Consider the following 25335-nt stretch of genomic DNA (forward strand, 5'->3'; position numbering starts at 1 on the left):
CGCGAACTTCGCGCATTGCAAATACAGAACGCCGGCCTCAGGGTCGGCGTTTTGCATTTCATGTCAACGCATCGCCAGTTTGATCGTTCAAAACGGAGTATGACGTCGATCGCTCAATCTATAATGTGAGGCTATGCTGCGAATACTGACTAACTGCGCGCTTGCACTGACTCTCACGGTGGCGATGGCCTCGTGTTCCGATGCGGATAAGGATGCGGCCGCGAACAACGGCGGCAAGGCGGGTGGTCCGGGTGCCGGCGGTGGCCGACCGCAAACGGTTACTGCGCTCACAGTACAGCCGCAATCCTGGGCCGATGGCCTGTCGGCTCTGGGTACGGTTCAAGCACTGGAGTCGGTGACGATTGCTGCCAAGGTGTCCGAGACCGTGAGCCGCGTGCACTTTGCCAGCGGCCAGTTTGTCGGTCGCGGCACGCCGCTGGTGACGCTGACCGGTCAGCAGCAGGATGCCTCGCTTGCCCAGGCGCAAGCTCAATTGCGCGAGGCCCAGTCGCTGTACAACCGCTATGCGGCACTAGCCAAAGACCGGTACATTTCTGCAGCCCAGTTGGATACCCAGCGGGCCGCGCTTGAAACCGCGCAAGCCCAGGTCGCCACTATTCGCGCCAATTTGAGCGACCGCGTGATTCGTGCCCCGTTTGCCGGTGTGCTCGGAATCCGCCGCATTTCCCCTGGCGCGCTGATTACGCCGGGAACCGAGATCGCCACCTTGGACAGTATCGGCTCCGTCTACGTCGATTTCCCGGTGCCGGAGCTCAAGCTGCCTGCGGTACGCCAAGGACAAGCGGTCACGGCGACCTCGCAGGCATACCCTGATCGCCCGTTCGAAGGCACGGTCCGCAACGTTGATATCCGCGTCGACCCCGCATCCCGTGCCGCCACCGTGCGTGCTGCATTTGCGAATCCGGGTTATGCGCTGCGTCCCGGCATGCTGATGACGGTGCGTTTGGCTCAGCATCCGCGCCAGGCGCTGGTGGTTCCCGAGATTGCCATCGTGCAGAACGGTGCCGACAGTAGCGTGTTCCGCATCGGCAATGGCGACAAGGTATCGTCCGTCGTGGTGCAGTTGGGTGAACGTCGCGATGGCTGGGTCGAAATTCGGTCGGGCTTGCTGGCCGGCGATCGCATCGTTGTGGATGGATCGGGCAAAGTGACCGACGGCGGTGAGGTAAAGGCCTCGCCGTATCGCGGCGCCCCGGGTGTGGCACCTGCAGCCGCTGCGAGCGGTGTTGCTCCTGCCGCAGTGTCCGCGCAAGGGACTCGCTAATGGGTTTGTCCGAGCTCAGCATCCGGCGGCCGGTGTTCGCCACGGTGATGAGCTTACTGATCATCGTCCTGGGCATGATGGCGTTCTCGCGCCTGACTCTGCGCGAACTGCCGGCCATTGATCCGCCGGTGGTGTCGGTCAGTGTCGATTACCCAGGCGCCTCGGCCGCGGTGATTGAAACGCGGGTGACCCAAGTTCTCGAAGATGCGCTATCGGGCATCGAAGGCGTCAACACCATCGAGTCGCGCAGTCAGCAAGGACGCGCTTCGGTGTCCATTGAATTCACGCTGGCGCGCGATATCGAGGCGGCGGCCAACGATGTGCGTGGTGCCATCAGCCGGGTCATCAATCGGTTGCCCGATGAGGCCGAACCGGCGCAGGTGTCCAAGGTCGAGAGCGACTCCGATCCGATCCTGTGGCTCAACATGAGTTCCGATCGGATGGACTCGTTGCAGCTGACCGATTATGCCAACCGCTATGTGACCGATCGTCTGTCCTCGATTGATGGCGTGGCCTCGGTAATGGTCGGTGGTCAGCAGCGTTACGCCATGCGCATCTGGCTCGATCGCGATCAGATGGCGGCGCGTGGAGTGGCGATCTCCGATGTCGAGTCGGCCTTGCGTTCCGAGAACGTCGAGCTGCCGGCAGGTAGCATCGAATCCGCCGATCGTGATTTCGCTGTGCGCGTTGAGCGCCAGTATCGTACGGCTGCAGACTTTGAGTCGCTGCCGATTGCCAAGGCCGCCAACGGTTACGTCGTGCGACTTGCCGATGTGGCCAAGGTTGAACTGACCACCGCCGAGCGTCGTTCGTACTATCGCAGCAATGGCCAGCAGAATATCGGCCTAGGCGTGGTCAAAACCTCGACCGCAAACAGTCTCGACGTCGCCAAGGCCGTGCGTGCCGCCGCTGCCGAGATCCAGACCACGCTGCCGCAGGGCACGCGCATTTTTGTCGCCTTCGATACCACTTTGTTTATCGAGTCCTCGGTTGAGCGGGTGTATCACACACTGATCGAAGCGCTGGTGCTGGTCCTGATCGTAATCTGGCTGTTCCTGGGCAGTGTGCGCGCCGCGCTGGTGCCTGCGGTTACTGTGCCGATCTGTCTGGTCGCCGCGTTTATTCCGCTGTATGCGTTCGGTTACTCAATTAACTTGCTGACCTTGCTGGCACTGATCCTATGTATCGGTCTGGTGGTCGACGATGCCATCGTGGTGCTGGAGAACATCCAGCGTCGCGCCGACTTGGGCGAGCCACCGCTGTTGGCCGCATCACGAGGTACCAAGCAGGTGGCGTTTGCCGTCATTGCCACCACGGCCGTGCTGGTTGCTGTGTTCCTGCCAGTCGGTTTTATGGAAGGCAACACCGGCCGCCTGTTCCGCGAGCTCGCCGTCGCCATGGCGGGTGCCGTTGCGATTTCCGCCTTCATCGCGCTGACGCTGACGCCGATGATGTCGTCGCTGCTGGTGCGTCCGCATACCGAAGAGAAATCGCTGTGGATTGTGCGCAAATTCAACAGCCTGATTGATGCGACGACCGAGCGCTATCGCCGTTTCCTCAATCACACCGTGGAACGCCTGTGGGTGTTTGTCGGCGTGGTGGTGGTTTCCGTCGGCCTGATCGTACTACTGCTCAAAGTGGTGCCGAGCGAACTGGCGCCGGCCGAAGATCGCGGCAGCTTCAGCATCACGCTGACCGCGCCCGAGGGTGCCGGTTTTGACTACACCGTCAAGCAAGTGCAGGAAGCCGAGCACATCCTGGCACCGCTCACCGGCGAGGACAAAGTCATCACCCGATACAACCCGCGCGTGCCTGGCGGTTTCGGTGGCGGCGGTAGCGGCATGAATGTCGGTCGCATCATGGTCTTCCTCAACGATTGGCGTTCGCGCGATCAGTCGACACAGGAGGTCGCCGATAGTCTGCGCGGCGAGCTGAGCAAGTTGCGTGGCGTGCAGGCGCGTCCGCAAGTTAGCGGCGGGCTGGTACGCACGCGTGGCCAACCTTTGCAGCTGGTATTGCAGGGTCCGGACTATGCCCAGCTGACGCGTTGGCGCGATGCGATTCTGACGCGACTCGAGCAGAACCCCAACATCCAGTCCCCCGATTCGGACTACAAGGAAACCTTGCCGCAACTGCGCATTGCTGTGAATTCTCAGCGCGCTTCCGACCTGGGCGTCAGCCAGACCGATATCGGTCGCGCGCTCGAATCTCTACTTGGCGGCAGCAAGGTCTCCACCTTTGTGCAAGGCGGCGAAGAGTACGACGTCATGCTGCAAGCCGGCCGCGAAGAACGCGCATCGCCCGCAGATCTCGAATCCATTCAGGTGCGCAGTCGCAGCGGTGCCATGATCCCGCTGAGCAATCTGGTGACCCTGAGCAATACCGCCGAGCCCAGCAGCTTCAATCGCTTTAACCGCCTGCGCGCCATTACGATCAGTGCCGGTCTCGCACCGGGCTATCCGATGGGTCAGGCCGTGGCCGATGTAAAGGCCGCCGTAGCCGAAGTCTTACCGGGTCAGGCGCAAATAGACTGGAAGGGCGAGTCGCGCGAGTACAACGCTGCCGGCAGTTCGGTCATGCTGACGTTTGCTCTGGCCCTGCTGATTGTGTATCTGGTGCTGGCGGCGCAGTTCGAAAGTTTCGTTCACCCGTTCGTGATCATGCTGACGGTGCCGTTGGCCGTACTGGGTGCCTTGCTTGGCCTGTGGGTCAGTGGCGGCACGCTCAACATCTTCAGCCAGATCGGTATCGTCATGCTCGTCGGTCTGGCCGCCAAGAACGGCATCCTGATTGTCGAGTTTGCTAATCAGCTGCGTGACGAAGGCCGTGACATCCACCAGGCCATTCTCGAGTCGGCCACCGTCCGTCTGCGTCCGATCCTGATGACATCCATCGCGACCGTGGTTGGTGCGGTGCCGCTGATTGTTGCAGGCGGTCCGGGTTCGGCCTCGCGTTCCACCATCGGCATCGTGATCGTGTTCGGGGTCTCGTTCTCGACGCTGTTCTCGCTGTTTGTGGTTCCCGCGTTCTACGCGGCGCTCGCCAAGTTCACTCGCTCGCCCGAGACGGTGGGTCGCAATCTCGACAAGCTCGAGTCCCTTATCAAGCCGGTGGATACACACACGGCAACCCATACGGAGTCGGCATGAGCAATCCATGGCTAAAAAACAAGGGCGATGCCGAACGGTCGCGCAAACCCGCAGAGCGTTCAATCGGTGCGGCGGAGGGTGCCGAGCGGGGTGAATCGCCGGCACGGCCTTCGCGCGATGAAGTGCGCTGGTACGGTTTCAATGCGGTGCTGGCAACGTTTGCACAGCGACCCGAAGCGATTCGCAAGGTCTATGTCAGCGGCTCGCGTTTGCGCGATGCGGCCGATCTGCTCAAGTGGTGTGCCGATAACCGCATCGGCTACCGTGTGGTGGATGATGCCGATCTCGAGCGCTTGACCAAGGCGCAACATCACGAAGGCCTGGTCGCCGATGTGTTGCCGCTCCCCGTGCTCGATCTGCAGGAGTGGCTCGATAAGGCGCCGGCTACGCGCGATTGCGCGATCTGGTTGGATGGCGTCGGCAATCCGCACAATCTCGGCGCGATCCTGCGCTCGACAGCGCATTTCGGTGCCAGTGCCTTGCTGCTACCTGCAAGCCGTGCAGCGCAGGGGATCTCAGGTGCCGCTGCGCGCGTCGCTGAGGGTGGGGCCGAACACGTGCGCATCGTCGCGCTGCGCGAGCGTCCTATCGACAATCTGACCATTCTGCGTCGGCATGGCTATCGTGCGCTCGCCACCGTGGTCGAGGGCGGTACCAATCTGTTCCGCGCCGAGCTGCCTGACAAGACCGTCTGGATGCTAGGCGCCGAAGGCGAGGGCATGGACCGTTCGCTGGCCGAACTGGCCGACACACGGATCTCGATCCCCGGCACGGGTCACGTCGAGAGTTTGAATGTGGCTAACGCCGCGGCGGTGCTGCTGGCCGCGAGCTTCGCGGCTACGGAGTAGTCGCAGCGCTGCCGAAATCGCCGTCGGCCTGGGCGGCGAGATACGCGAACACTGCATAGGCGGCCATATTCTGCGCCAGTGCAGACGGGTCGATCTTGTCCAGCGTGTCATCGGCCGTGTGGTGCAGATCAAAATAATCCGTACCGTCCTGGCTCAGCGATGCCCAGGCCAGACCCTTTTCCGCGAACGGGCTGATGTCGGGGCCCGGGCCGCCTTCGCCGATCTTATTGGCAATACCTAAGGGCTTGAGCACCGCAGCAATGCGACGTTCGGCATCCTTGGCGTAATCGGGTGCGCTGGTCATAAAGGCATAGATGCGGCCGGCACCGAAATCACTTTCTGCAGCGATCTGATGCTGTTTGACATCGGCCATGTGCGCTTGCGCATAGGCCTTGCCGCCAAACAGTCCCTGTTCTTCGTTGGCGAAGGCAATGACGCGAATGGTCCGCGCCGGTGCTTTCGGCAACTTGCCGATGAGCGCGCCGGCACCCATGGTGATGGCCACGCCCGCACCGTCATCAATGGCACCCGTGCCCAGATCCCAGGAATCCAGGTGGCCGCCAATCACGACGACCTCGTTGGGTTTGCTCGAACCGGTGATTTCACCGATGACGTTGTACGAAGTAAACGTACCGTTCCAGCCGCAATCGAGCTGCAGGCGGATTTGCTGCGGACCGCGCTTGAGCAGACGTGTCAGCTGCTCGGCATCGACCGTGGAAAGTGCGGCAGCCGGGATCGGTTTGATGCCCTCGGGATAGCGCGTGATGCCGGTATGCGGAAAGCGATGCGAGTCCGTGCCGGCCGAGCGCATGACATAACCGATGGCACCCTTAGTTGCGGCAGCACCGGGACCGGCCCCACGTGCGCGCGAGCCCTTGCCGTAGTCACGGCCATCGCGATACGGCTCCATGCTGACATCGAGAAATACAATCTTGCCGCGTACTACGGATTCCGGTGCATCCTGCAGCGCCTGCAGCGAATCAAAGCGCACGATCTCACCGCGTACATCGCCACCGGCGCTGCCGCCCAGTGCAGTGATCTCTAGTGGTTGTGCGTAGGAGCCCAATACCTCGGCCGATTCCGAGCGTCGCTCCCATTTCGGAAACGTCACCGGTTCCTTGTAGACCCTGTCAAAACCCAGGGATTTGAACTTGGCTTCGGCCCAGGCCACGGCGCGCAAATCATTCGGGCCGCCGGCCATCCGCGGTCCGACTTCGGTCGTCAGTGATTCGACAATCCGATAGCCCGTGTCGTCCTTCAATGCACCGTCGCGTAGCGACTCCGCCACCTTGATCGCCGCATCCGGAATCGTCGTCAGTGCTTGTGCTGCGACCGCCGTCCCGGCCGGCAACAGCGCCGAACCGATTGCGAGACTCAAGGCCAAGGCGAGGGAACGACGTGTGGGCATGGATAGGCTCCGAAGGGGACAGTAATTTCCCAGCATACCGCACGCAAGCACACCACTAAAACGGCGGCCAAAAAAAAGTGGCCCCGCAGCGCCACTCCTTTCACATTGCCGATTGCGGTCTCGCTGCAATCGCAATGAAACGATGCGCGGCTTAGCGCTTCAGGTTGTCGCGAATTTCGCGCAGCAACAGAACTTCTTCGGCCGGGGCGGCATCGGCTGCCGGGGTCCGCATGCGGTTGTAGGCCTTCAGGAACAGGAAGATCACAAACGCAATCAGCAGGAAGTCAATTACAGTTTGCAGAAATGCACCGTATTTGATGGCCAGTTCTGCCATGGTCTCCTTGCCGTCTGCACCGACGGTGGCCGGCGTGATGACGTACTTCAAGTCGGACACGCTGGTACCACCGGTCAGGGCACCAACGGCCGGCATGATGATGCCGTCTACCAATGAAGTCACAATCTTGCCAAAGGCCGCACCGATCACCACACCGACGGCCAGGTCGACGACATTGCCTTTGGCAATAAACTCCTTAAACTCTGCAATCATTCCCATATGCTCTTGTTCTCCAGTGGATTTAGTTATTTGAGCCCGCTAAAGCGGCGGGCATCCTATTTAAACACGCCCCAGAGCCCGCACGGCATTCCGCAACCGATTGCGCACTTTGGCAGCCCGCGGTTGATTCAGGCGTCGGACGGCTCATAATGAGATCCATCCGATCGCAATACACTCATTTGCAATGACCTCACAATCCCCGCTGATTCGACTCGATGACTGGCCTGCCGGCGATTTTGCCGAGGCCGAAGGTTTAGTCGAAGGCATTCACTCTTCGATTCTGCTGTATCGCCAAGGCGATACGGTGCGCGGCTACCTGAATACCTGTCCACACGCCGGTCGGCGCTTGGATTGGTCGCCGGGTCAGTTTCTCGCCACCAAAGACGGCTTGCTGGTTTGTGCCGCACATGGCGCCAGCTTTCGCATGGACGACGGCGAATGCGTCGCCGGCCCCTGCCGCGGCGAGGCGCTACTAAGCGTGGCCGTCGAGGTTCGCGACGGTGGGGTCTATCTGGCGCCTTAGAACAGCAGGTTGACTGCCAGCTGCGAGACCGCGATATACAGCAGGCTCAAAGGGCCGCCAATCGTCCACAACTGTTGCGCCGTGTATTTGGCGGGCACGATCGCCATTGATACGACCGGGTTCGACGAGGTCATGAAGTTATTTGAGGCAGCCATACCGGTGATGAGTGCATACACCACCGGATCGGCGCCCGAGGCCAGGGCCATGTTGATGGCAATCGGCACCACGATAATGGTTGCGCTGACATGTCCCACGGCAACCGAGAACAGGCTTGTAAACACACCCAGCAGAAACTGGATCAGCCATTGCGGAGTCGCCGCAGGCAACTGTTCGATACTGTGCCCCGCAACCCAGGCTGCAGCACCGCTGGAGTCCATCGCCCAGCCCAAGGGAATCAGGCAGGCCATCAGAAAGATAGTGCGCCATGAGATGGCGTTATACGCCTCGTCAATGTGGATGACACCGGCTACTAGCATGCCGGCCACACCGGTCATCAGTGCAATCGAAACCGGCAAGCGTGAAGACAGTGCGAGCAACATTGATACGGCAAAGATGGTCAGGGCAATTTTGAGTTTGTGCGGACGCTGGATGGCCTTGGGGTGCTCGGTCAGCACCACAAAGTCCTTGTTTTTAGCGGTCTCCGCCAAATCGGTCCAGACCCCATGCATGACCAGCATGTCGCCGGCGCGGATCGGTTCCTCGCGCGGGTTGTCAGTCAGGATCTTGCGGTTGCGGTTAATGGCCAGCAGACTCAGGCCATGCTGGCGACGCAGTCCCAGTTGCGCGGCAGTTTTACCGATGTAACTTGAGGTGGGCGGGATGACCGTTTCCGCAATGCCGGCGCGCGAAGGATTGAACAGATCGCCCAGGGCGCGCAGTCGTGAGCTCAACCGCAGCATGTTGTTGGCTGCAAAGTCCGTCACTTGCGAAGAGGTTCCCATCGCGCCAAGAATGTTGCCGGTCCAGATGCGTGTGTCGGCACCGGGCGCTAATCGCGCGGCATCGTCGGACTTGAGTGCCAGCAGACGCGGTGCACCCGGCAGCGTTTCGGCCTCGCCGAAGGTCATGCCGACCATGGGCGAATCCGCCGTAACCGTCAGTTCGAAGAGATCGCCTTCGATGCCGTAGACCTTGGAAAAATAGCTCTGCGGCCGCACCGGAGTGATGTCCTGACCGGCAAAGCGGTTCTGCCGCTCCATGCGGCGCAGGCGCAGATGGAAATACAGCAACGACAGTCCGAGCAGAGCCAGGCCGACCGGCAGTGTCGAGAACATCTGCAGAGGTTCGATGCTGGCCGCGCCCGACGGCAGATTGTTGTTGGCCGCCATCAGCAAGTCATTGAGCAGAATCAGCGGCGAGCTGCCGACCATCGTGATCGAGCCGCCGCACACAATGGCAGTGGCCAAAGGCAGCAGCAGTCGTTTGAGCGTCAGGCCCGAGTGTGCGGAGATGCGTGCGGCAACCGGCATGTACAGGGCCATGACGGCGGGATTCTGCATCACCGAGGACTGCAGACCGGCCAGACCCGAAGTCAGCACCAGCAATTTCGCATCGTTGCCGCCGCCGCGACGCATGATCCATTCCGCCAGGCGGTTCAATGCACCGGTGCGATCCAGACCGGCGCTCATGATCATGGTTGCCATGATGCTCAGCACGGCGTTGGATGAGAAGCCGTTAAAGATCTCCTCGGGCGCGACCAGGCCGGACAAGCCAAGCAGAACCAGCACGACGATGGCCACCACATCGGCACGGATGCGCTCGAACATCAGCATGATCATTGCAAAGACCACCAGCGCCAGCGCCAGTTTCATGTCTCCGGTAAGAATCAGCTGACTGTCCATTGGGTTGACGTCTTGTCCTGTTCCGCTCCGCCCTTATGCGCCGGGCTCTACCCGATCGTAGAGCAAATCCCACACGCCGTGACCGAGTTTCTGTCCGCGCGTTTCAAAATGCGTCTGCGGTCGCCATGACGGGCGGGGTACAAAACCGCGTTGACCGGCTCGATTGCGCAGCATGGGTTCGGCATCCAGTACATCCCACATGTGCTCGGCATAAGGCTCCCAGTCGGTTGCCAGATGCAGTAGGCCGCCAACGCGCAACTTGCGCGCCAGCAGCGTGGCAAATTCCGGTTGCACCAGTCGGCGCTTGTTATGACGCTTCTTGTGCCACGGATCGGGGAAGTAAATACGGACCTCATCGAGCGCGCCATCGGCCACTTCGTTGGTCAACACTTCGACGGCATCGTGGTGATAGACGCGTACATTGGTACGGCCATCTTCTGCCACCCAGTTGAGCAGGCGGCCCACTCCGGGGGCGTGCACCTCGAGTCCGATCAGATTGCGGTCCGGTTCGTTGCCGGCGGCAAAGCGCAGCGCCTCGCCGTTGCCGAAACCAATCTCCATGACCGTTTCGGCAGCGCGCGGAAACAGAGTGGACAGATCGCGCGGCTGACCGGTGTAGTCGACGCCGTAGCGTGACCATTCCTCGTCAAAGGCGCGTTGCTGGGCTTCGGTGAAGCGTCCTTGCCGCAAGACAAAGCTGCGAATAGGGCGGTGGCCTTCGGTGCTGGTGTAGGGCTTGCTGCTCATGCGCAAATCAACCGATCAGACCGTCAATCGGCGACGAGGCCGAAGCAAACCGCTTGCGCGGAATGCGTCCTGCCTTGAAGGCGGCACGTCCGGCTTCGACTGCCAGGCGCATGGCGTGCGCCATCAGGACCGGGTCTTTGGCGCCGGCAATCGCGGTATTCATCAGGACGCCATCGCAGCCGAGTTCCATTGCAATGGACGCATCGGATGCGGTGCCGACGCCGGCATCCACAATGATCGGCACGTTGGCGTTTTCAATGATTTCGAGCAGGTTGTATCTGTTCTGGATGCCCAGGCCGGAGCCGATTGGTGCTGCCAGCGGCATTACGGCAACGCAACCGATCGATTCGAGACGTTTGGCCAGAATCGGATCGTCGCTGGTGTAGACCATGACTTCGAAGCCGTCTTTGACCAGCAGTTCGGCGGCCTGTACGGTCGCTAACACGTCGGGATATAACGTCTTCTGATCGCCCAACACTTCGAGCTTGACCAGGTTATGGCCGTCGAGCAGTTCACGTGCTAGGCGGCAAGTGCGCACTGCGTCTTCCGCGGTGTAGCAACCGGCGGTATTGGGCAACAAAGTGAACTCGTCGGGCGGGAGCACATCGAGCAGATTCGGCTCGCCCGGATTCTGACCGATATTCGTTCGGCGGATCGCAACCGTCACGATTTGCGCACCTGCAGCCAAGGTGGCAGCGCGCGTTTGCGGTAGGTCGGCGAATTTACCGGTACCGGTCAGCAGTCGCGAGCGAAAGGTGCGCGATCCGATAGTCAGAGAGTCATTATTAAGCACTGAAGATTCCGTCACTGGGGGTTCGCTCAGCCGCCGCCGAGGGCATGCACGATTTCGATGGCGTCGCCATCGTGCAGTAAGGTGCTGGCATGCAAGCTGCGCGGAACAATGTCGCCGTTGCGTTCAACGGCCACTCGCCGTTGCGTCAGCTGTTGGCGGTCAAGCAGGTCGGCGATGGTGCAGGGTTCCTGCAAAGTGAGCGTTTCGCCGTTCAAGATCACGTTCATCCGCTTATTCTCGCATGACCGCCACGCTCGGGACAGGGGCGGGCAGGACCTTCGGCCGTTGCAAACCCATTCAATTGGTGGTTCGATGGAAATTCCAAATTCGCCCCTAAGGACTTTTCATGAAATTCCGCCCCTCTGCGTTGGTGGCTGCCCTTGGCGTTGCCATGGCCATGCCAGCTACTGCCCAAACTTTCAGCAACACGATCTACTTTGGTGACAGCCTCACCGATAGCGGGACGTTTATTCCGGCACTGATCCAAATTGCAGGGCCCGGGGCGGCGACGGTCGGCAAGTTCACCACCAATCCTTATCAGGTGTGGTCCGAACAGCTGGCGCGTCGTTATGGGGTGCAATTGGCGCCTTCGAATCAGGGCGGTACCAACTATGCTGTCGGCGGCGCCCGCGCGGGTGCGGCGGCCACCGGTCCCTTCGGTGCGATTCCTTCGGTGACTTCGCAAGTGTCCACCTACCTGAGTGCCAACGGCGGACGAGCCGATGCCAATGCCCTTTACTCGGTATGGGCCGGCGGCAATGACATGCTGGCCGTGCTGTCCGGCGCTCCCGCGCAAGCTACCATCGGTGCTGCCGTGGCCTCGCAAGTTCAGGCTGTTGGCGCCTTGGCTGCAGCAGGTGCTCAGTACATTCTGGTCCCGACCCTGCCGGATCTGGGCCTGACCCCGACGGCACGTGCATTAGGCGCGGGTGGCATGGCGGCTGCGACCGGCGGCTCCACCGCGTACAACACGGCACTTTACGGTGGCCTGACGTCAGCCGGTCTCAGCTACATTCCGGTGGATACCTTTAACCTGCTGCGCGAAATCGTCGCGAACCCGTCGCTCTACGGCATCACTAACACCACGGCCACCGCCTGCGGTACTGTGAGCTCGGTGCAGTGCTCGCCGTCGAACTACGTGGCGCCGGGCGTGGCTGAAACCTACCTGTTCGCCGATGGCGTGCACCCCACGGGCAAGCTGCATACCATCATGGCCGATCTGGCTTACTCCATGATCGAGGGTCCGCGTCAGCTCGCTCTGGCACCGGTCGCCGCAGTGAATGCGGGCGCGTCACGTGCCGACCGCGTATTTGCCGCTGCGAATCTGTTGCCGAACAACGGCCGTCGTCTGTGGCTCGATGTCCATGGCAACTATCAGAATGGCGATTCCAGTGATCTGTACAAGTCCAACGGCGTTGGCGTCATGGCCGGTCTGAACTGGGGCAATGAGACCCTGAGCTATGGCCCGTACGTTGGCTTTGATAAGCGCGGCAATAACATGGGCGATGCTGCCGGCAGCTTCGACCAGAATGATGTCACCGTCGGTGGCTTGCTGCGTTACAGCCGCGGACCGATCTGGGTCTCGGCACAGGCTTCGTACAGCAAGACGGATACGGACTTTGATCGCCGCGTCAAACTGGGCCCCACAACCCGTATTCACGCCGCTTCCGCCGATGGCAGCAACGTGACCGGCGGTCTGCAAATGGGTGCGCTGTTTAACGGTAGCGGTTGGAAGCACGGTCCGTTCATCGGCGTCGTGGCACAAAAGGTCAGCATTGACGCATTTACCGAAAGCGATTCGACCGCTTCGACTGCACTGAGCATCGCCGAGCAGGATGCGGATTCGGTCAAGGGGCGCGTTGGCTGGCAAGCGCAGTTCGGTCAACACGGCCCGTTGCGTCCCTATGCTTCGGTTGCCTGGAACCGTGAGTTCAAGGAACCGGCAGCCCAGCTGACGGCCACTTCGCTCTCCACTAAGAGCACCTACGCCGTCCCGGGTTACGATTTCGACCGCGACTACGGCACGATTAACCTAGGAGCCCGCACGCATCTGCTGGGCCACGATGCCGATCTCGGCATCAGCGCCAATGTCTCGGAGAGCAAACAGCAGCAGGCAACGTTCTACGCGACGATCAGTTTCTAACCGGACTGTCATGCGCGTATCGGTCTAAAGCGTTACGCTATGCCGACCTCAACCGCGATCGGCGCGGTCTCATCCCGTACGGGGTGAGCCGCGCCGTTTGCTTTTCCGTTTCCGAACACATGACACGAATCAAAACACCGGTAGGCTGGAGAGAATGGGTTGCCTTGCCCGAGCTTGGTATCCGCGGCATCGTCGCCAAGGTGGATACCGGCGCCCGCAGCAGTGCTCTGCATGTAGATGAGCAGTGGGAGTTCGCCGAAGCGGGAGAGCCGTGGATTGGCTTTGTGATCCATAACCTGCACGAAGGGTCGGCAAGTATTCAGGGTCAGGCGCGCATTCTGGATCGCCGACCGGTGACGGATTCCGGCGGTCATCGCGCCTTACGACCGTTTATCTCGACCACCATTTTGCTGGCCGGCGAACTTCGACCGGTAGAGATCAATTTGTGTTCCCGCCGCACCATGACGTACCCCATGCTGTTAGGACGCACGGCCATTCGCACGCGCTACCTGGTCGATGCCAACCGCTCATTCATGCATGGCGGTAACCTTCGCACTAAACCCACGGAATTCTCATGAAGATCGCCATACTCTCACGCAATCCGCGGTTGTACTCCACGCGCCGCCTGGTCGAGGCGGGTCGCGAAGCCGGACATGTCGTTCGCGTGCTCGATCCCCTGCGTTGCTACATGCGTATCGCCAACGACGGTGTCGAGATCCATTACCGCGGCAAGAGCGTGCTCAAGGTCGATGCAGTGATCCCGCGCATTGGTGCGTCCGTTACCAAATACGGTACGGCGGTGCTCAAGCAGTTCGAGCTGATGGGGGTTTATACGCCCAATGAGTCGCAGGCAATTCTGACGGCGCGCGATAAGTTGCGCACGCACCAGGTGCTGTGTGCGCAGGGCATCGGCTTGCCCGACACGGTGTTTGGCGACAACCCCGATGACACGGCCGATCTGCTGTCCATGCTCGGTCCGCCGCCGCATGTCATCAAACTCAACGAAGGCACACAGGGCGCCGGCGTGATGCTCACCGAAAAACTGTCGGCATCCAAGTCGGTGATTGAGGCGTTACGCGGTTTGTATGCGCAGTTCCTGGTGCAGGAATTTGTAGCCGAAGCGAAAGGCGCTGACTTGCGTTGCTTTGTAGTCGGCGGTGAAGTGGTGGCGGCGATGCGTCGTCAGGCACCGAAAGGCGAGTTCCGCTCCAATCTGCATCGCGGCGGCAGTGCCAAAGGCATTCGCCCGACACGCGAGGAAGGCGAGACCGCAGTGCGCGCGGCCAACACGTTGGGCTTGAATGTTGCCGGTGTGGACCTGATTCGGTCCAAACGCGGACCCTTGGTACTCGAGGTCAACTCATCTCCGGGACTCGAGGGCATTGAAGCGGCTTCGGGCAAAGATGTCGCCGGGCTGATCATCCGATTCATCGAAAAGCAGGTGGCCCCGGTCGCGTCGCAAAAACCTAGGTCACCGGTCGAGATGGCGCAGAAATCACCGGCCCGAGAAACCAAAAAACCAAATAAAATCAGCAAGTTATACGCCAAGCGGACCTAGTTAAGGTTCGATTAACGAAATTTTAAGCCAAGGGGGCTTAGCTTCGATTCTCCGCGCTACATGCTGCTTGGATCGGCGGCCCGTCAGTCAACCGATTCAAGGCCTCGCGTAGCGTGGTATCGGGGCAATACGCCTTTCATACCGGACTGTTTCGACAGTCCGGTTTTTTTATGTTCAGGCTTCTAGTTCCAATTGTTAAATGGCTCCTATAGAGTGATTGAACCCTAGAGACAATCCCCCGGAGTCACCACTGTCATGCGCATTCTTGTCATCGAAGACAACCAGGACATCGCCGCCAATCTCGGCGACTTTCTCGAGGAGCGCGGCCACACCGTAGACTTTGCTGCCGACGGGATCACGGGCTTGCATCTGGCCGTGGTGAACGATTTTGATGCCATCGTGCTGGATTTGAATCTGCCGGGCATGGATGGTCTTGATGTCGCTCGCAAGCTCCGCAACGAAGCGCGCAAGCAAACGCCGATTCTGATGCTGACTGCACGCGACTCGCTGGAAAACAAGCTGGCCGGCTTTGATAGCGGTGCCGACGACTATCTGATCAAGCCGTTTGCTCTGCAGGAAGTCGAAGTGCGCCTCAACGCCCTGCAACGTCGCGGCCGCGGTGTGCAGACCCGCGTACTGAATGTCGGCGATCTCGAATACAACCTCGACACGCTCGAAGTGCGTCGCGAGGGCAAGCTGCTGCAACTCAACCCGACTGCGCTCAAGATTCTGCAGGCACTGATGGAGGCCTCGCCGGCCGTCGTCACGCGTCAGGATATCGAGACGCGCGTCTGGGGCGAAGAGCTGCCGGACTCCGACAGCCTGCGCGTGCACATCCACGGGTTGCGGGCACTGGTGGATAAGCCGTTCAAGGATGCGATGATCCAGACGCGTCACGGTATCGGCTACCGCATCGCTGTCCCCGAACCCGAAGCCTGATCGGTAATCCATGGCGAGCATTCCCGGTCATCGGGGGACGACGGCGGCTGCCAGATTCCGGCGGACACTGCGGACACGTCTGATCCTGGCCTTTGGCTTGCTGGGCCTGTTACTGATCACCTCGTTTATTTTTACGACGTACTGGTTCAGCACCTTGCTGGACGCCGATACGCGTGGCTTTTTGCAGAGCAGCGTCAATCGCAGTGCCGATGCGTTTTACCGCAACCCGCGCTCCCCGTTCGCCGAGTTGAGCAATCTGCGCGCATATCGCTATCCGCCGAATCAGCCGGACCAGCTGTTCAATCCGGATTGGGCCATGTATTCCAACGGCGTCTACCACGTCTCGAGCATTGACGAGAACGGCCACGAGTTCAATTACCGCCTGGCGGTGCGCAAGGATCCGCAGCAGTGGTTCTTCATTGCGATGGATCAGACCCAGGCGATCAAGACCCAGCGCCGCGTCACTGTCATTCTGTTTGCAATGGGGCTGACGGCGCTGCTGGTGACTTTGCTGGTGGGCTGGTGGTTGGCCAATACCGTGATGCGACCGGTGACGGAGCTGGCGGCCGATCTGAAAAAATCCAGTCGCTCGCCCGACGCCAAATTCAAAACCGACCGCATCCCTAACGACGAAGTCGGGCAGCTGGCTCAAGCCCTCGATGATTATTCAGAGCGCCTGCGCGAGGTGGTCCAGCGCGATCAGGAGTTCAACGCAGACGTTAGCCATGAACTGCGCACGCCTTTGGCAGTCATTCGCGGCGCCACCGAGCTGTTGCTCACCACACCGAATCTGGACGATCGCACTCGCACGCGCATCAAGCGCATTCAACGCTCCGAACAGCAATGTACGGACCTGATCAGTTCGATGCTGCTGCTGTCCCGCAATGAACGCGGTACCGGCAACGTCGATGTCGCCAAGTTGTGCGAACAGCTGATTGATGCCCATCGCGAGCAGGTGGGCCGCAAGCCCGTGGTCTTACGCTTCGAAGGCGAACCGGGCCTCGTCGTGAATGCCCCTGAGTCGTCGGTTTCGGTGGCGCTGGGTAACCTGATCGGCAATGCCGTCAAATATACGCAGGAAGGCGAAGTGCTCGTCCGTCTCGAAGGCGATATCGTGCGCGTCATTGATAACGGCCCCGGCCTGTCCGTGGATGACATGTCGAAACTGTTCCAGCGCGGCTATCGCGGGACCCATGTGGGTCATTCGCAAGGTGGCGGTATCGGTCTGTCGATCGTGCGTCGCCTGTGTGCCTTGTATGGCTGGGAGGTCAGCGTATTGCCGCATAACCCGCGCGGGGTCGAGGCGTCGCTGTACTTCGATCCGCACAAGACCCGGCCGACACCGACCGGGGCCTGAGTTCAGCGCTAGGGCTTAGACCAGTTCCAGCCAGCCGTATTTGTCTTCGGTCTTGCCTTTGACCAGATCGAAGTAGGCCTGCTGCAGCTTGCGGGTCAGTTCGCCGGCCACGCCCTTGCCGATCTTGCGGCCATCGACGGAACGGATCGGCGTGATCTCGGCAGCGGTGCCGCACATGAACAGCTCGTCGCACAGGTACAGGTATTCGCGCGGCATGTCGCGCTCGACCACTTCGATGCCCATGTCGCGTGCGAGCGTCATGATGGTGTTGCGGGTCAGGCCGTTGAGCAACGCCGCCGACACCGGTGTGGTGTGCAGCGCGCCGTTAAAGACCAGGAACAGGTTTTCGCCGGCACCTTCGGAGAGTAGGCCGGTGGAGGCCAGGGCAATGCCTTCGCCAAAGCCTAAGCGACGGGCTTCACGGGCGATGAGCTGGCCGGACAGGTAGTTGCCGCCGGCCTTGGCGCCTGCCGGAATCGTGTTCGGTGCAAAGCGCTGCCACGAGGAGACGCAGGCGTCGATGCCGTTTTCGAGCACGTCGGGGCCGAGATAGGCACCCATTTCCCAGGTGGCGACGGCCACATCAATGGGAGTGTCGGCGCTCAGGCCGAACCCGCCCAGACCGCGATAGGCGACCGGACGCAGGTAGGCGTCTTTGAGGCCGTTGCGCTTGACCATTTCCTTACAGGCGGCGTTGAGCTCTTCGATTGAGTATGGGATTTCAAAGTCGTAGATCTTGGCCGAGTCGTGCAGGCGCTTGTTGTGGTCGGTCAGGCGGAAGATGGCAGGACCCTTGGGGGTGTCGTAGGCGCGGATGCCTTCGAACACGGACGAACCGTAGTGCAGGGCATGCGACATCACATGCGTCGTGGCATCGGCCCATTGTTTAACTTCGCCGTTTTGCCAAATCCACTCGGGGTAGTTCATCGCCGGTCCTACTGCTGTTTTGAATTGCCGTAGTTTACCAAACGCGGTCCGGGCAGGTGCCGGCTCTAGCCGCCGGTCAGCCAGTAGCAGTCTTCGAAGCGCATGACCTTGAACGTCAGGACGTGGCGGCGTGGGCGGATGCGGCCTTCTTCGGTGATGACGCGGATGGCTGAGGCGACCGGGATGCCTTCGCCGAAGTAGATCGGACTGCTCGGGATCGGATCGGCGGCGGCCATGCGGTCGAGCTCCTGCTGCAGATTGCGGTCGAACTCGGCGGCGCGGCGACGGGATTCGGCCAAAATAGTGTCGGTGTCGCTCAGGGGCTCCTCAGGCGCCTCCTGAGGCAAGGGGGGCAGGTCGCCAAGGCCTCGCTCGTCGGGGTACGTCGGGTCCGGATAGGGGCCGATCTCCGGGGTCTCATCGACCGGGGGCACGGACTGGAACCAGGCCAGAAGGACCGCGCTAACCGCCAGCAGAGGCCCGCGGGCCCATTGCGGCGTCCGTTGCATGGTCATGCCGGGCCACAGCGGATCCACGCTCTCCAGCCGCTGCTCTACGAGTTCGGCATAGCGGTCCATGCGCTGATAGGCCGTGTCGGCACTAAAGCCGGCCCAGTTATACAGGGTGGCCAGGTAATTGGCATCTTGCGAAGTGATGGCCAGCGTCAGATCGTTGGCCAGCTGATCGGTGTCACGCGCGCAGTAGCGGGCGTAATTCTGCGCGAAAGCAGACTGGGCGACCCCTAAAGAGATCGCCCAGCCCAGTAATACTGCCAGTAGTGTGCGTAAACCGCTCAATTCACCGGATCAGGTCCAATACGCGGACCGTTGGCTTGGAGAGGTTCAGTGTATAGAAATGGAAGCCCGGAGCGCCACCGTCAGTCAGACGACGGCACAGGTCGGCCACGCATTCCGTGGCGAAATCGCGTTGGGCCTGCATGTCCTCGCCGTACGCCTCCATGCGTTGCACCATCCAGCGCGGAATTTCCGAACCGCAACTGGCCGAGAACTGCCGGATCTTGTGAAAGTCCGAAATCGGCATGATGCCCGCGATGACCGGAATGTCGACACCCAATTTGCGCACGTCATCGACAAAGCGGAAGTACGCATCGGCATTGTAAAAATACTGCGTAATTGCCGAGTCCGCGCCCGCCTTCGCCTTGTCCGCGAAATGCTGCAGATCGTGCCGGGCAGTACGTGCCTGCGGATGAATCTCCGGATACGCTGCCACGTGCAACTTGAAACGATCGCCGTACTGCTCTCGGATGTAACGCAGCAGGTCGATCGCCTGACGGAACTCACCGGCATTGCCCATGCCCGACGGAATATCGCCGCGCAGTGTGACGACGCGATCAACGCCCATTTCGATGTATTCATCAAGCAGGGCCTTGAACTCGTCACGGTTGCCACCGACGCAACTCAAATGCGGTGCAATGTTGTAGCCGAACTGCGTACGCAGATGACGGACCGTGGCGGGCGTGTGCGATTGCGTGGAACCGCCCGCCCCGAACGTACAGGAGCCGAACTCGGGGCGGAAGCGGGCCAGCCGTTGCACAGTTCGATCGAGCTGTGCACGCTGGTCGTCGGTCTTGGGCGGGTAGAACTCAAAACTGACGGGCACCTTCATGGTGGACTCCCGATCAGTAACGGTAATGTTCGGGCTTGTACGGCCCGTCAACATCGACACCCAGATACGCAGCCTGTTCCGGCGTCAGACGCGTCAGCACCACGCCGATCTTTTCAAGATGCAGACGTGCCACTTCTTCGTCGAGCTTCTTGGGCAGAATGTAGACCTTGTTCTCGTACTTGTCCTTGTTCTGCCACAGATCAATCTGCGCCAGCGTCTGGTTGGAGAACGAATTCGACATAACAAAGCTCGGGTGACCGGTGGCGCAGCCGAGATTGACCAGGCGGCCTTCGGCCAGCAGGAAGATGCTGTTGCCGGTGGCGAACGTGAACTTGTCGACTTGCGGCTTGATGTTCAGATGGGTAGCGCCCGATTCTTTCAGTGCATCAACCTGAATTTCGTTGTCGAAGTGGCCGATGTTGCAGACGATGGCCTGGTCCTTCATCTTGCTCATCTGGTCAAGCGTGATCACGTCCTTGTTGCCGGTGGTGGTGACGTAGATGTCGCCGGTGCCCAAGGTGCTTTCAACGGTGTTGACTTCAAAGCCTTCCATCGCAGCCTGCAGGGCGTTGATCGGGTCAATTTCGGTGACCACGACGCGGGCACCGTAGGCACGCAGCGAGTGGGCCGAGCCCTTGCCGACATCGCCATAACCGCAAACCACGGCAACCTTGCCGGCCAGCATCACGTCCATGGCGCGCTTGAGGCCGTCAGCCAGCGATTCGCGGCAACCGTAAAGATTGTCGAACTTGGACTTGGTGACGGAGTCGTTGACGTTGATGGCCGGCACCAGCAGTTCGCCCTCCTGCGACAGCTGATACAGACGGTGCACGCCGGTGGTGGTTTCTTCGGAAACGCCCTTCCAGTCCTTGACGACAGTGGTCCAGAAGCCCGGACGCTCAGCGGCAACGCGCTTCAGCAGGTTCTTGATCACTTGTTCTTCGTGATTGGACGAAGGCGTGTCCACCCACGTGTCGCCCTTGGTTTCCAGCGCATAACCCTTGTGGATCAGCAAGGTGACGTCGCCGCCATCGTCCACCACCATTTGCGGGCCCAGGAAGCCGCCGTTGCCATCGGGGAAGGACAGGGCATTGAGTGTGCAGTCCCAGTATTCTTCGAGCGATTCACCTTTCCAGGCAAACACCGGCACGCCGGCCTTGGCAATGGCCGCGGCCGCATGGTCCTGCGTCGAGAAGATGTTGCAGCTGGCCCAGCGCACGTCGGCACCGAGATCGACCAGCGTTTCAATCAGCACGCCGGTTTGAATGGTCATGTGCAGCGAGCCGGTGATGCGCACACCCTTGAGCGTCTGCTCAGCGGCGTACTTGCGGCGAATGGACATCAGGCCGGGCATCTCGTGCTCAGCGATGTCGAGTTCCTTGCGGCCCCAGTCGGCCAGCGAAATATCGGCAACTTTGTAGTCACCGTCTTGCGAAAAAGTTTTAACGGGCGCATTCATGCGTGCAGTCTCCTATCAAATTGGAAAAATGAGGGAGGACGCAGTTGCACAGAATCCGGTTGTAGTCACCAAGCCTGGCTCCGGTCGGAGTCGCAGCGTCCCTTGGCGAAGGTCCATTATACGGGCAAATTTCAGCGCAGAATCAAGGTGTTAGCCGGGAAGTCAGGACTAATGGCATGGGTCCGACACGGCGTATTTGCCCTAGGATGACTAAACACACTTCTATAGGGGCTTTCATGCATCGTCCGTTTGTCAAAACCATCCTGAGTCTGTGCTTGGCGAGCGCCATCCTAGCTGCCGCACCGCTGCAGGCGCAGGACGCCACGACACCCGCGGCCGCCGTTAGTGATGCCGGTTATCGTGAACCGGTTGCGATTCTAAAAGACATCGTTGATGCCCCGCGTCCACCATCGTTGAGTTTGAGCCCGCGCCGCGATTGGGCGGTGGTATCGGATACACCGGCATTGCCGCCGATCAGCGTGGTCGCCCAGCCCGAGCTCAAGCTGGGCGGCATGCGGATTCATCCGCGTTACTTCTCAGCGAGTCGCTTTAGCTTTAACCGGTCCTTTGAGCTGTTAAATGTCGCGACGGGTCAGAAGGTCAAGATTGACGGTCTGCCACAGGATTTGAACATTGCCGCGCTGGCCTGGTCGCCGGACCAGTCGCGCGTTGCCTTTACCCACGTCAGTCCTGCAGAGGGTTCAAACCAGCTCTGGATCGTCGATGTCGCTACGCGGCGTGCGCGCCAAATCAGCGGCGTGGCGCTGAACTCAGTAGCGGATCAGGGTTTTGAGTGGCTGCCCAATAGCCGTCAGCTGCTGGTCACGCTGCGGGTCAGCAATGAAGTCCGCATGCCCAAAGCCGGTGTGCCTACGGGTCCCGTAATCCAGCAGTCGGAGCAGGGTGCCGGTGTGCGGCAATTGCGGACTTATCAGGACTTGCTGACTAACGAAGAAGATGCGTCGCTGCTCGAATACTATCTGACGACGCAGTTGGCAGTCGTTGATGCCGACACGGGCGCGCAGCGCAAGCTCGGTAGCGCGCAAATGTACGATGCGATCTCGGTATCGCCGGATGGTCGCTATATCCTGACGCAGGTATTGCGGCGGCCGTTCTCCTATGCGGTGCCGGCGGGGGCGTTCCCAAGGCGTATAGTCGTGATGGATCTGCAGGGCAAGACGGTGCAGCAGATTGCGGACCTGCCCCTGGTCGAAGGCTTGCCTAGCGGTAATGATGCGGTGCGTGAGGGCGTGCGCTCCGTCAGCTGGCGTTCGGATGCCCCCGCCACGCTGGTCTGGGCCGAGGCAACCGATGGTGGTGATCCGGCACGGCAAGTCGAAGTACGCGATGTCGTCAAAATGCAGGCGGCACCGTTCAACGCGTCCGCCCGTGAGATTGCACGACTGCAGTCGCGTTATGCGGGCGTTCTGTGGTCCGGTCCAGATCTTGCGCTGATCAGCGAATTCTGGTGGAAGACCCGTGAGCAGAAGCAGTGGCGCATTGCTCCCGATCGCGCAGACGTAAAGCCGGCCATCGTATATCAGGGCTCCAGTGAGGATAGTTACAAGAGCCCCGGCGCTGTCGTCACTCAAGCGAATGCAGCAGGTAAGCGTGTAATTCAGTTGAGCACGGACGGTCAGTCGATTTACCGCATCGGTGCCGGTGCCTCACCCGAGGGCGACCGTCCGTTCCTGGATCGTCAGCTACTCAAGGATCTGAGCACGACGCGTCTGTTCCGCTCGCAGGCACCGCGCTATGAATCCCCGGTCGCGCTGTTGGATGCGGATGCCAGGCAACTGCTGGTCAGCCGCGAATCCCAACAGGAGCCTGCAAATATCTTTGTAGTCGCCACCGGTAACGGCGAAGCAACTGCAAAGCCTGTGCGTCAGCTGACCTCGAACAAAAATCCGCTGCCGCAGTTGTCGAATATCAGCAAGGAACTGATTCGGTACCGCCGCACCGATGGCGTGGAACTGTCGGGCAATCTGTATTTGCCTCCCGGTTTCACTCCGGGCAAGGACAAGCCGCTGCCGGTGCTGATGTGGGCCTATCCGGCGGAATTCAAATCGGCGGCTGCGGCTTCGCAGGTCAAGGGCTCGCCTTATCGCTTCAACAGTATTAGCTACTGGGGTCCATTGCCCTTCCTTGCTCGCGGTTATGCAGTCCTGGACAACCCGACGTTCCCGATTGTGGGCGAGGGCAAGGCCGAGCCCAATGACACCTACATTAAGCAACTCGTTGATGACGCGCAGGCAGCTGTAGAGGAGCTGGTACGGCGTGGCGTCGGCGATCGCAATCGCATGGCCATCGGCGGTCACTCGTACGGCGCCTTTATGACCGCGAACCTGCTGGCCCATTCGCGTCTGTTCAAGGGCGGCATTGCACGCAGCGGTGCGTATAACCGCACGCTGACGCCGTTCGGGTTCCAGGCGGAGGAGCGCAACTACTGGGATGCGAAAGATGTGTACCGCGAGATGTCGCCGTTCAACTTTGCTGAAAACATCAAGGACAACCTGCTGATGATTCACGGCATTGACGACAACAACTCGGGCACGTTCCCGATTCAAAGCGAACGGATGTTTGCGGCGGTGAAGGGATTAGGCGGCAATGTGCGCCTGGTGATGCTGCCCAACGAATCGCACGCCTATCGTGCCCGTGAATCCATTCTGCATATGCTGGCCGAAGAGGACGCGTGGTTGGATCGGTACGTCAAGAACGCGAAACCCTAATCGCAGCAAGTAGGGATGAAAAAAAACGGGATCCGAATGGATCCCGTTTTTATGTGCGAGAAGGTTCGCCTTACAGCTTGGCGGCCTTACGCAGGATTTCGGCCTTGTCGGTCTTTTCCCACGAGAAGGCAGTTGCCGTTTCGGTCTTGCCGTCGAGGCCGGTGTAGCTCAGCTCGTACGGCTTGCGGCCGAAGTGGCCGTATGCAGCAGTCGGCTGATAGATCGGGTGGACAAGATCCAGCATCTTGACGATGCCGTACGGACGCAGGTCGAAGTGCGCACGGATCAGCTTGTCGATCTGATCATCGCTGATGCGGCCGGTGCCGAAGGTGTTGACCGAAATCGAGGTCGGCTCGGCCACACCAATGGCGTAGGAGACCTGCACTTCGCACTTGTCGGCGATGCCGGCTTCGACGATGTTCTTGGCGACGTAACGCGCTGCGTATGCCGCAGAACGGTCGACCTTGGACGGATCCTTGCCCGAGAAAGCACCGCCACCGTGACGGGCCATGCCGCCGTAGGTATCAACGATGATCTTACGGCCGGTCAGACCGCAGTCGCCTACCGGACCGCCGATCACAAAGATACCGGTCGGGTTGATGTGCACCTTGTTCTTAGGCAGCGAGTCGTACCACTTCTTCGGCAGGACCGGCTTCAGGATGTATTCGCGGACGCCTTCGATGATGTCCTTTTGCTTGACGCCCGGATCGTGCTGGGTCGACAGCACGACGGCATCGAGGCCTACAACGTTGTGCGTTTCGTCATAACGCAGCGTGACTTGCGACTTGGCATCGGGACGCAGCCACGGCAGTTTGCTGTTCTTGGCCTTACGGACCTTGGCTTGCTGTTCGACCAGGCGGTGCGAATAGTACAGCGGCGCCGGCATGTGTTCCGGTGCCTCGTTGCAGGCGTAACCGAACATCAGGCCCTGATCGCCGGCACCCATTTCTTCGGGCTTTTTGGCTTTCTTCGAGGTGCCATCGACGCCGGCAGCGATATCGGGCGACTGCTTGCCGAGCATGTTGATGATGGCGCAGGTGTGGCCGTCGAAACCGACATCGGAGTTGTTATAGCCGATCTTGTTGATGACATCGCGGGCCAGGCCTTCGATATCAACCCAGGCGGAAGTGGTCACTTCGCCGGCGACGATGGCGGCGCCGGTCTTGACCAACGTTTCACAGGCGACACGTGCGCGCTTGTCCTGAGCCAGGATGGCGTCCAGCACGGCATCGGAGATCTGGTCAGCGATCTTGTCCGGATGGCCTTCGGAGACCGATTCCGAAGTGAACAGGTAGTTCGACATGGGCTTATATCCCTTTATACGGATGGAAAGATATTTAGACCGCACATTTTGTCACGGTTCGGCTAGGTTAGCAAGAAATCCGGCGATTACCGATTTGCCCGGCCGTCATCTTTCCGCAACCTAATCGCCACATGGCGTTCGCATTTG

21 protein-coding genes and 1 riboswitch are annotated in these 25335 nt (G+C 60.4%); of the genes, 10 read left to right on the forward strand and 11 right to left on the reverse strand.

Annotation, left to right across the window (positions count from 1 at the left end; translation table 11 throughout):
- Nucleotides 1–133 precede the first annotated feature (133 nt).
- Genes V3390_RS04600 through V3390_RS04610 form a run of 3 tightly spaced genes read left to right on the forward strand, consistent with a single transcriptional unit; the run spans nucleotide 134 to nucleotide 5282 of the window.
- On the forward strand, nucleotides 134–1285 hold the full coding sequence (locus V3390_RS04600) for an efflux RND transporter periplasmic adaptor subunit (protein ID WP_331703543.1): 1152 nt from the start codon (nucleotides 134–136) through the stop codon (nucleotides 1283–1285).
- Nucleotides 1285–4434, forward strand: a complete 3150-nt coding sequence (locus V3390_RS04605; RefSeq protein ID WP_331703544.1) for an efflux RND transporter permease subunit — start codon at nucleotides 1285–1287, stop codon at nucleotides 4432–4434. The genes V3390_RS04600 and V3390_RS04605 overlap by 1 nt, the downstream gene beginning before the upstream one ends.
- Complete coding sequence (locus tag V3390_RS04610) at nucleotides 4431–5282, forward strand: TrmH family RNA methyltransferase (RefSeq protein WP_331703545.1); 852 nt, start codon at nucleotides 4431–4433, stop codon at nucleotides 5280–5282. Before V3390_RS04605 ends, V3390_RS04610 begins: the two co-directional genes overlap by 4 nt.
- Here the strand turns inward: V3390_RS04610 and V3390_RS04615 are convergent.
- Nucleotides 5272–6690: a M28 family peptidase gene (locus tag V3390_RS04615; protein ID WP_331689195.1), complete on the reverse strand. Its 1419-nt coding sequence runs from the start codon at nucleotides 6688–6690 to the stop codon at nucleotides 5272–5274. The genes V3390_RS04610 and V3390_RS04615 overlap by 11 nt on opposite strands.
- A 151-nt stretch (nucleotides 6691–6841) precedes the next feature.
- Entirely contained in the window at nucleotides 6842–7243 is a 402-nt protein-coding gene (gene mscL / locus V3390_RS04620) for a large-conductance mechanosensitive channel protein MscL (RefSeq protein WP_331689196.1), read from the reverse strand.
- 184 nt (nucleotides 7244–7427) lie between these two features.
- Between mscL and V3390_RS04625 the strand changes: the two genes are divergently transcribed.
- Nucleotides 7428–7766, forward strand: a complete 339-nt coding sequence (locus tag V3390_RS04625) for a Rieske (2Fe-2S) protein (protein ID WP_331703546.1) — start codon at nucleotides 7428–7430, stop codon at nucleotides 7764–7766.
- Here the strand turns inward: V3390_RS04625 and V3390_RS04630 are convergent.
- Genes V3390_RS04630 through thiS form a run of 4 tightly spaced genes read right to left on the reverse strand, consistent with a single transcriptional unit; the run spans nucleotide 7763 to nucleotide 11374 of the window.
- Nucleotides 7763–9607, reverse strand: coding sequence for an SLC13 family permease (locus V3390_RS04630; protein WP_331689198.1), 1845 nt, complete (start codon nucleotides 9605–9607; stop codon nucleotides 7763–7765). The genes V3390_RS04625 and V3390_RS04630 overlap by 4 nt on opposite strands.
- Before the next feature lie 33 nt (nucleotides 9608–9640).
- Complete coding sequence (gene trmB / locus V3390_RS04635; protein ID WP_331703547.1) at nucleotides 9641–10354, reverse strand: tRNA (guanosine(46)-N7)-methyltransferase TrmB; 714 nt, start codon at nucleotides 10352–10354, stop codon at nucleotides 9641–9643.
- A gap of 7 nt (nucleotides 10355–10361) precedes the next feature.
- Complete coding sequence (locus V3390_RS04640; protein ID WP_425493000.1) at nucleotides 10362–11147, reverse strand: thiazole synthase; 786 nt, start codon at nucleotides 11145–11147, stop codon at nucleotides 10362–10364.
- Between the two features lie 26 nt (nucleotides 11148–11173).
- Entirely contained in the window at nucleotides 11174–11374 is a 201-nt protein-coding gene (gene thiS, locus V3390_RS04645; protein WP_331703549.1) for a sulfur carrier protein ThiS, read from the reverse strand.
- 119 nt (nucleotides 11375–11493) lie between these two features.
- On the opposite strand from thiS, the gene V3390_RS04650 reads away from it, so the two are divergent.
- The 5 genes from V3390_RS04650 to V3390_RS04670 all read left to right on the forward strand — a co-directional run bounded on the left by V3390_RS04650 (nucleotide 11494) and on the right by V3390_RS04670 (nucleotide 17144).
- Nucleotides 11494–13290: an autotransporter domain-containing protein gene (locus V3390_RS04650; RefSeq protein ID WP_331703550.1), complete on the forward strand. Its 1797-nt coding sequence runs from the start codon at nucleotides 11494–11496 to the stop codon at nucleotides 13288–13290.
- Nucleotides 13291–13409: 119 nt separating this feature from the next.
- Nucleotides 13410–13868, forward strand: coding sequence for an ATP-dependent zinc protease family protein (locus tag V3390_RS04655; protein WP_331689203.1), 459 nt, complete (start codon nucleotides 13410–13412; stop codon nucleotides 13866–13868).
- Nucleotides 13865–14848, forward strand: coding sequence for a 30S ribosomal protein S6--L-glutamate ligase (rimK, locus tag V3390_RS04660; protein WP_331703551.1), 984 nt, complete (start codon nucleotides 13865–13867; stop codon nucleotides 14846–14848). The genes V3390_RS04655 and rimK overlap by 4 nt, the downstream gene beginning before the upstream one ends.
- A gap of 255 nt (nucleotides 14849–15103) precedes the next feature.
- Nucleotides 15104–15787, forward strand: a complete 684-nt coding sequence (locus tag V3390_RS04665; RefSeq protein WP_331689205.1) for a response regulator transcription factor — start codon at nucleotides 15104–15106, stop codon at nucleotides 15785–15787.
- 10 nt (nucleotides 15788–15797) lie between these two features.
- Nucleotides 15798–17144 (forward strand): sensor histidine kinase, encoded by a 1347-nt coding sequence (locus tag V3390_RS04670; protein ID WP_331689206.1) that lies wholly within the window; start codon nucleotides 15798–15800, stop codon nucleotides 17142–17144.
- Between the two features lie 15 nt (nucleotides 17145–17159).
- Here the strand turns inward: V3390_RS04670 and V3390_RS04675 are convergent, their stop codons facing one another.
- From V3390_RS04675 to ahcY, 4 genes are all read right to left on the reverse strand, one after another.
- Nucleotides 17160–18071, reverse strand: coding sequence for a branched-chain amino acid transaminase (locus tag V3390_RS04675; RefSeq protein WP_331703552.1), 912 nt, complete (start codon nucleotides 18069–18071; stop codon nucleotides 17160–17162).
- A gap of 65 nt (nucleotides 18072–18136) precedes the next feature.
- On the reverse strand, nucleotides 18137–18868 hold the full coding sequence (locus tag V3390_RS04680; protein WP_331703553.1) for a hypothetical protein: 732 nt from the start codon (nucleotides 18866–18868) through the stop codon (nucleotides 18137–18139).
- Between the two features lies 1 nt (nucleotide 18869).
- Complete coding sequence (gene metF / locus V3390_RS04685; protein WP_331703554.1) at nucleotides 18870–19697, reverse strand: methylenetetrahydrofolate reductase [NAD(P)H]; 828 nt, start codon at nucleotides 19695–19697, stop codon at nucleotides 18870–18872.
- A 13-nt stretch (nucleotides 19698–19710) separates the two neighbouring features.
- Nucleotides 19711–21156 (reverse strand): adenosylhomocysteinase, encoded by a 1446-nt coding sequence (gene ahcY, locus V3390_RS04690; RefSeq protein ID WP_331689210.1) that lies wholly within the window; start codon nucleotides 21154–21156, stop codon nucleotides 19711–19713.
- A gap of 29 nt (nucleotides 21157–21185) precedes the next feature.
- A riboswitch (S-adenosyl-L-homocysteine riboswitch) is annotated at nucleotides 21186–21266 on the reverse strand.
- A gap of 126 nt (nucleotides 21267–21392) precedes the next feature.
- On the opposite strand from ahcY, the gene V3390_RS04695 reads away from it, so the two are divergent.
- Nucleotides 21393–23885 (forward strand): S9 family peptidase, encoded by a 2493-nt coding sequence (locus V3390_RS04695; protein ID WP_331703555.1) that lies wholly within the window; start codon nucleotides 21393–21395, stop codon nucleotides 23883–23885.
- A gap of 70 nt (nucleotides 23886–23955) precedes the next feature.
- Here V3390_RS04695 and metK read toward each other — a convergent pair whose 3' ends face one another.
- Nucleotides 23956–25188 carry a methionine adenosyltransferase gene (gene metK / locus V3390_RS04700; protein WP_331689212.1) on the reverse strand — a complete coding sequence of 411 codons (1233 nt, stop codon included), beginning with the start codon at nucleotides 25186–25188 and terminating at the stop codon, nucleotides 23956–23958.
- Nucleotides 25189–25335: the final 147 nt, after the last annotated feature.

The sequence above is a fragment of the Aquilutibacter rugosus genome (assembly GCF_036541335.1).
GTDB classification, from domain to species: Bacteria; Pseudomonadota; Gammaproteobacteria; order Xanthomonadales; family Xanthomonadaceae; genus Aquilutibacter; species Aquilutibacter rugosus.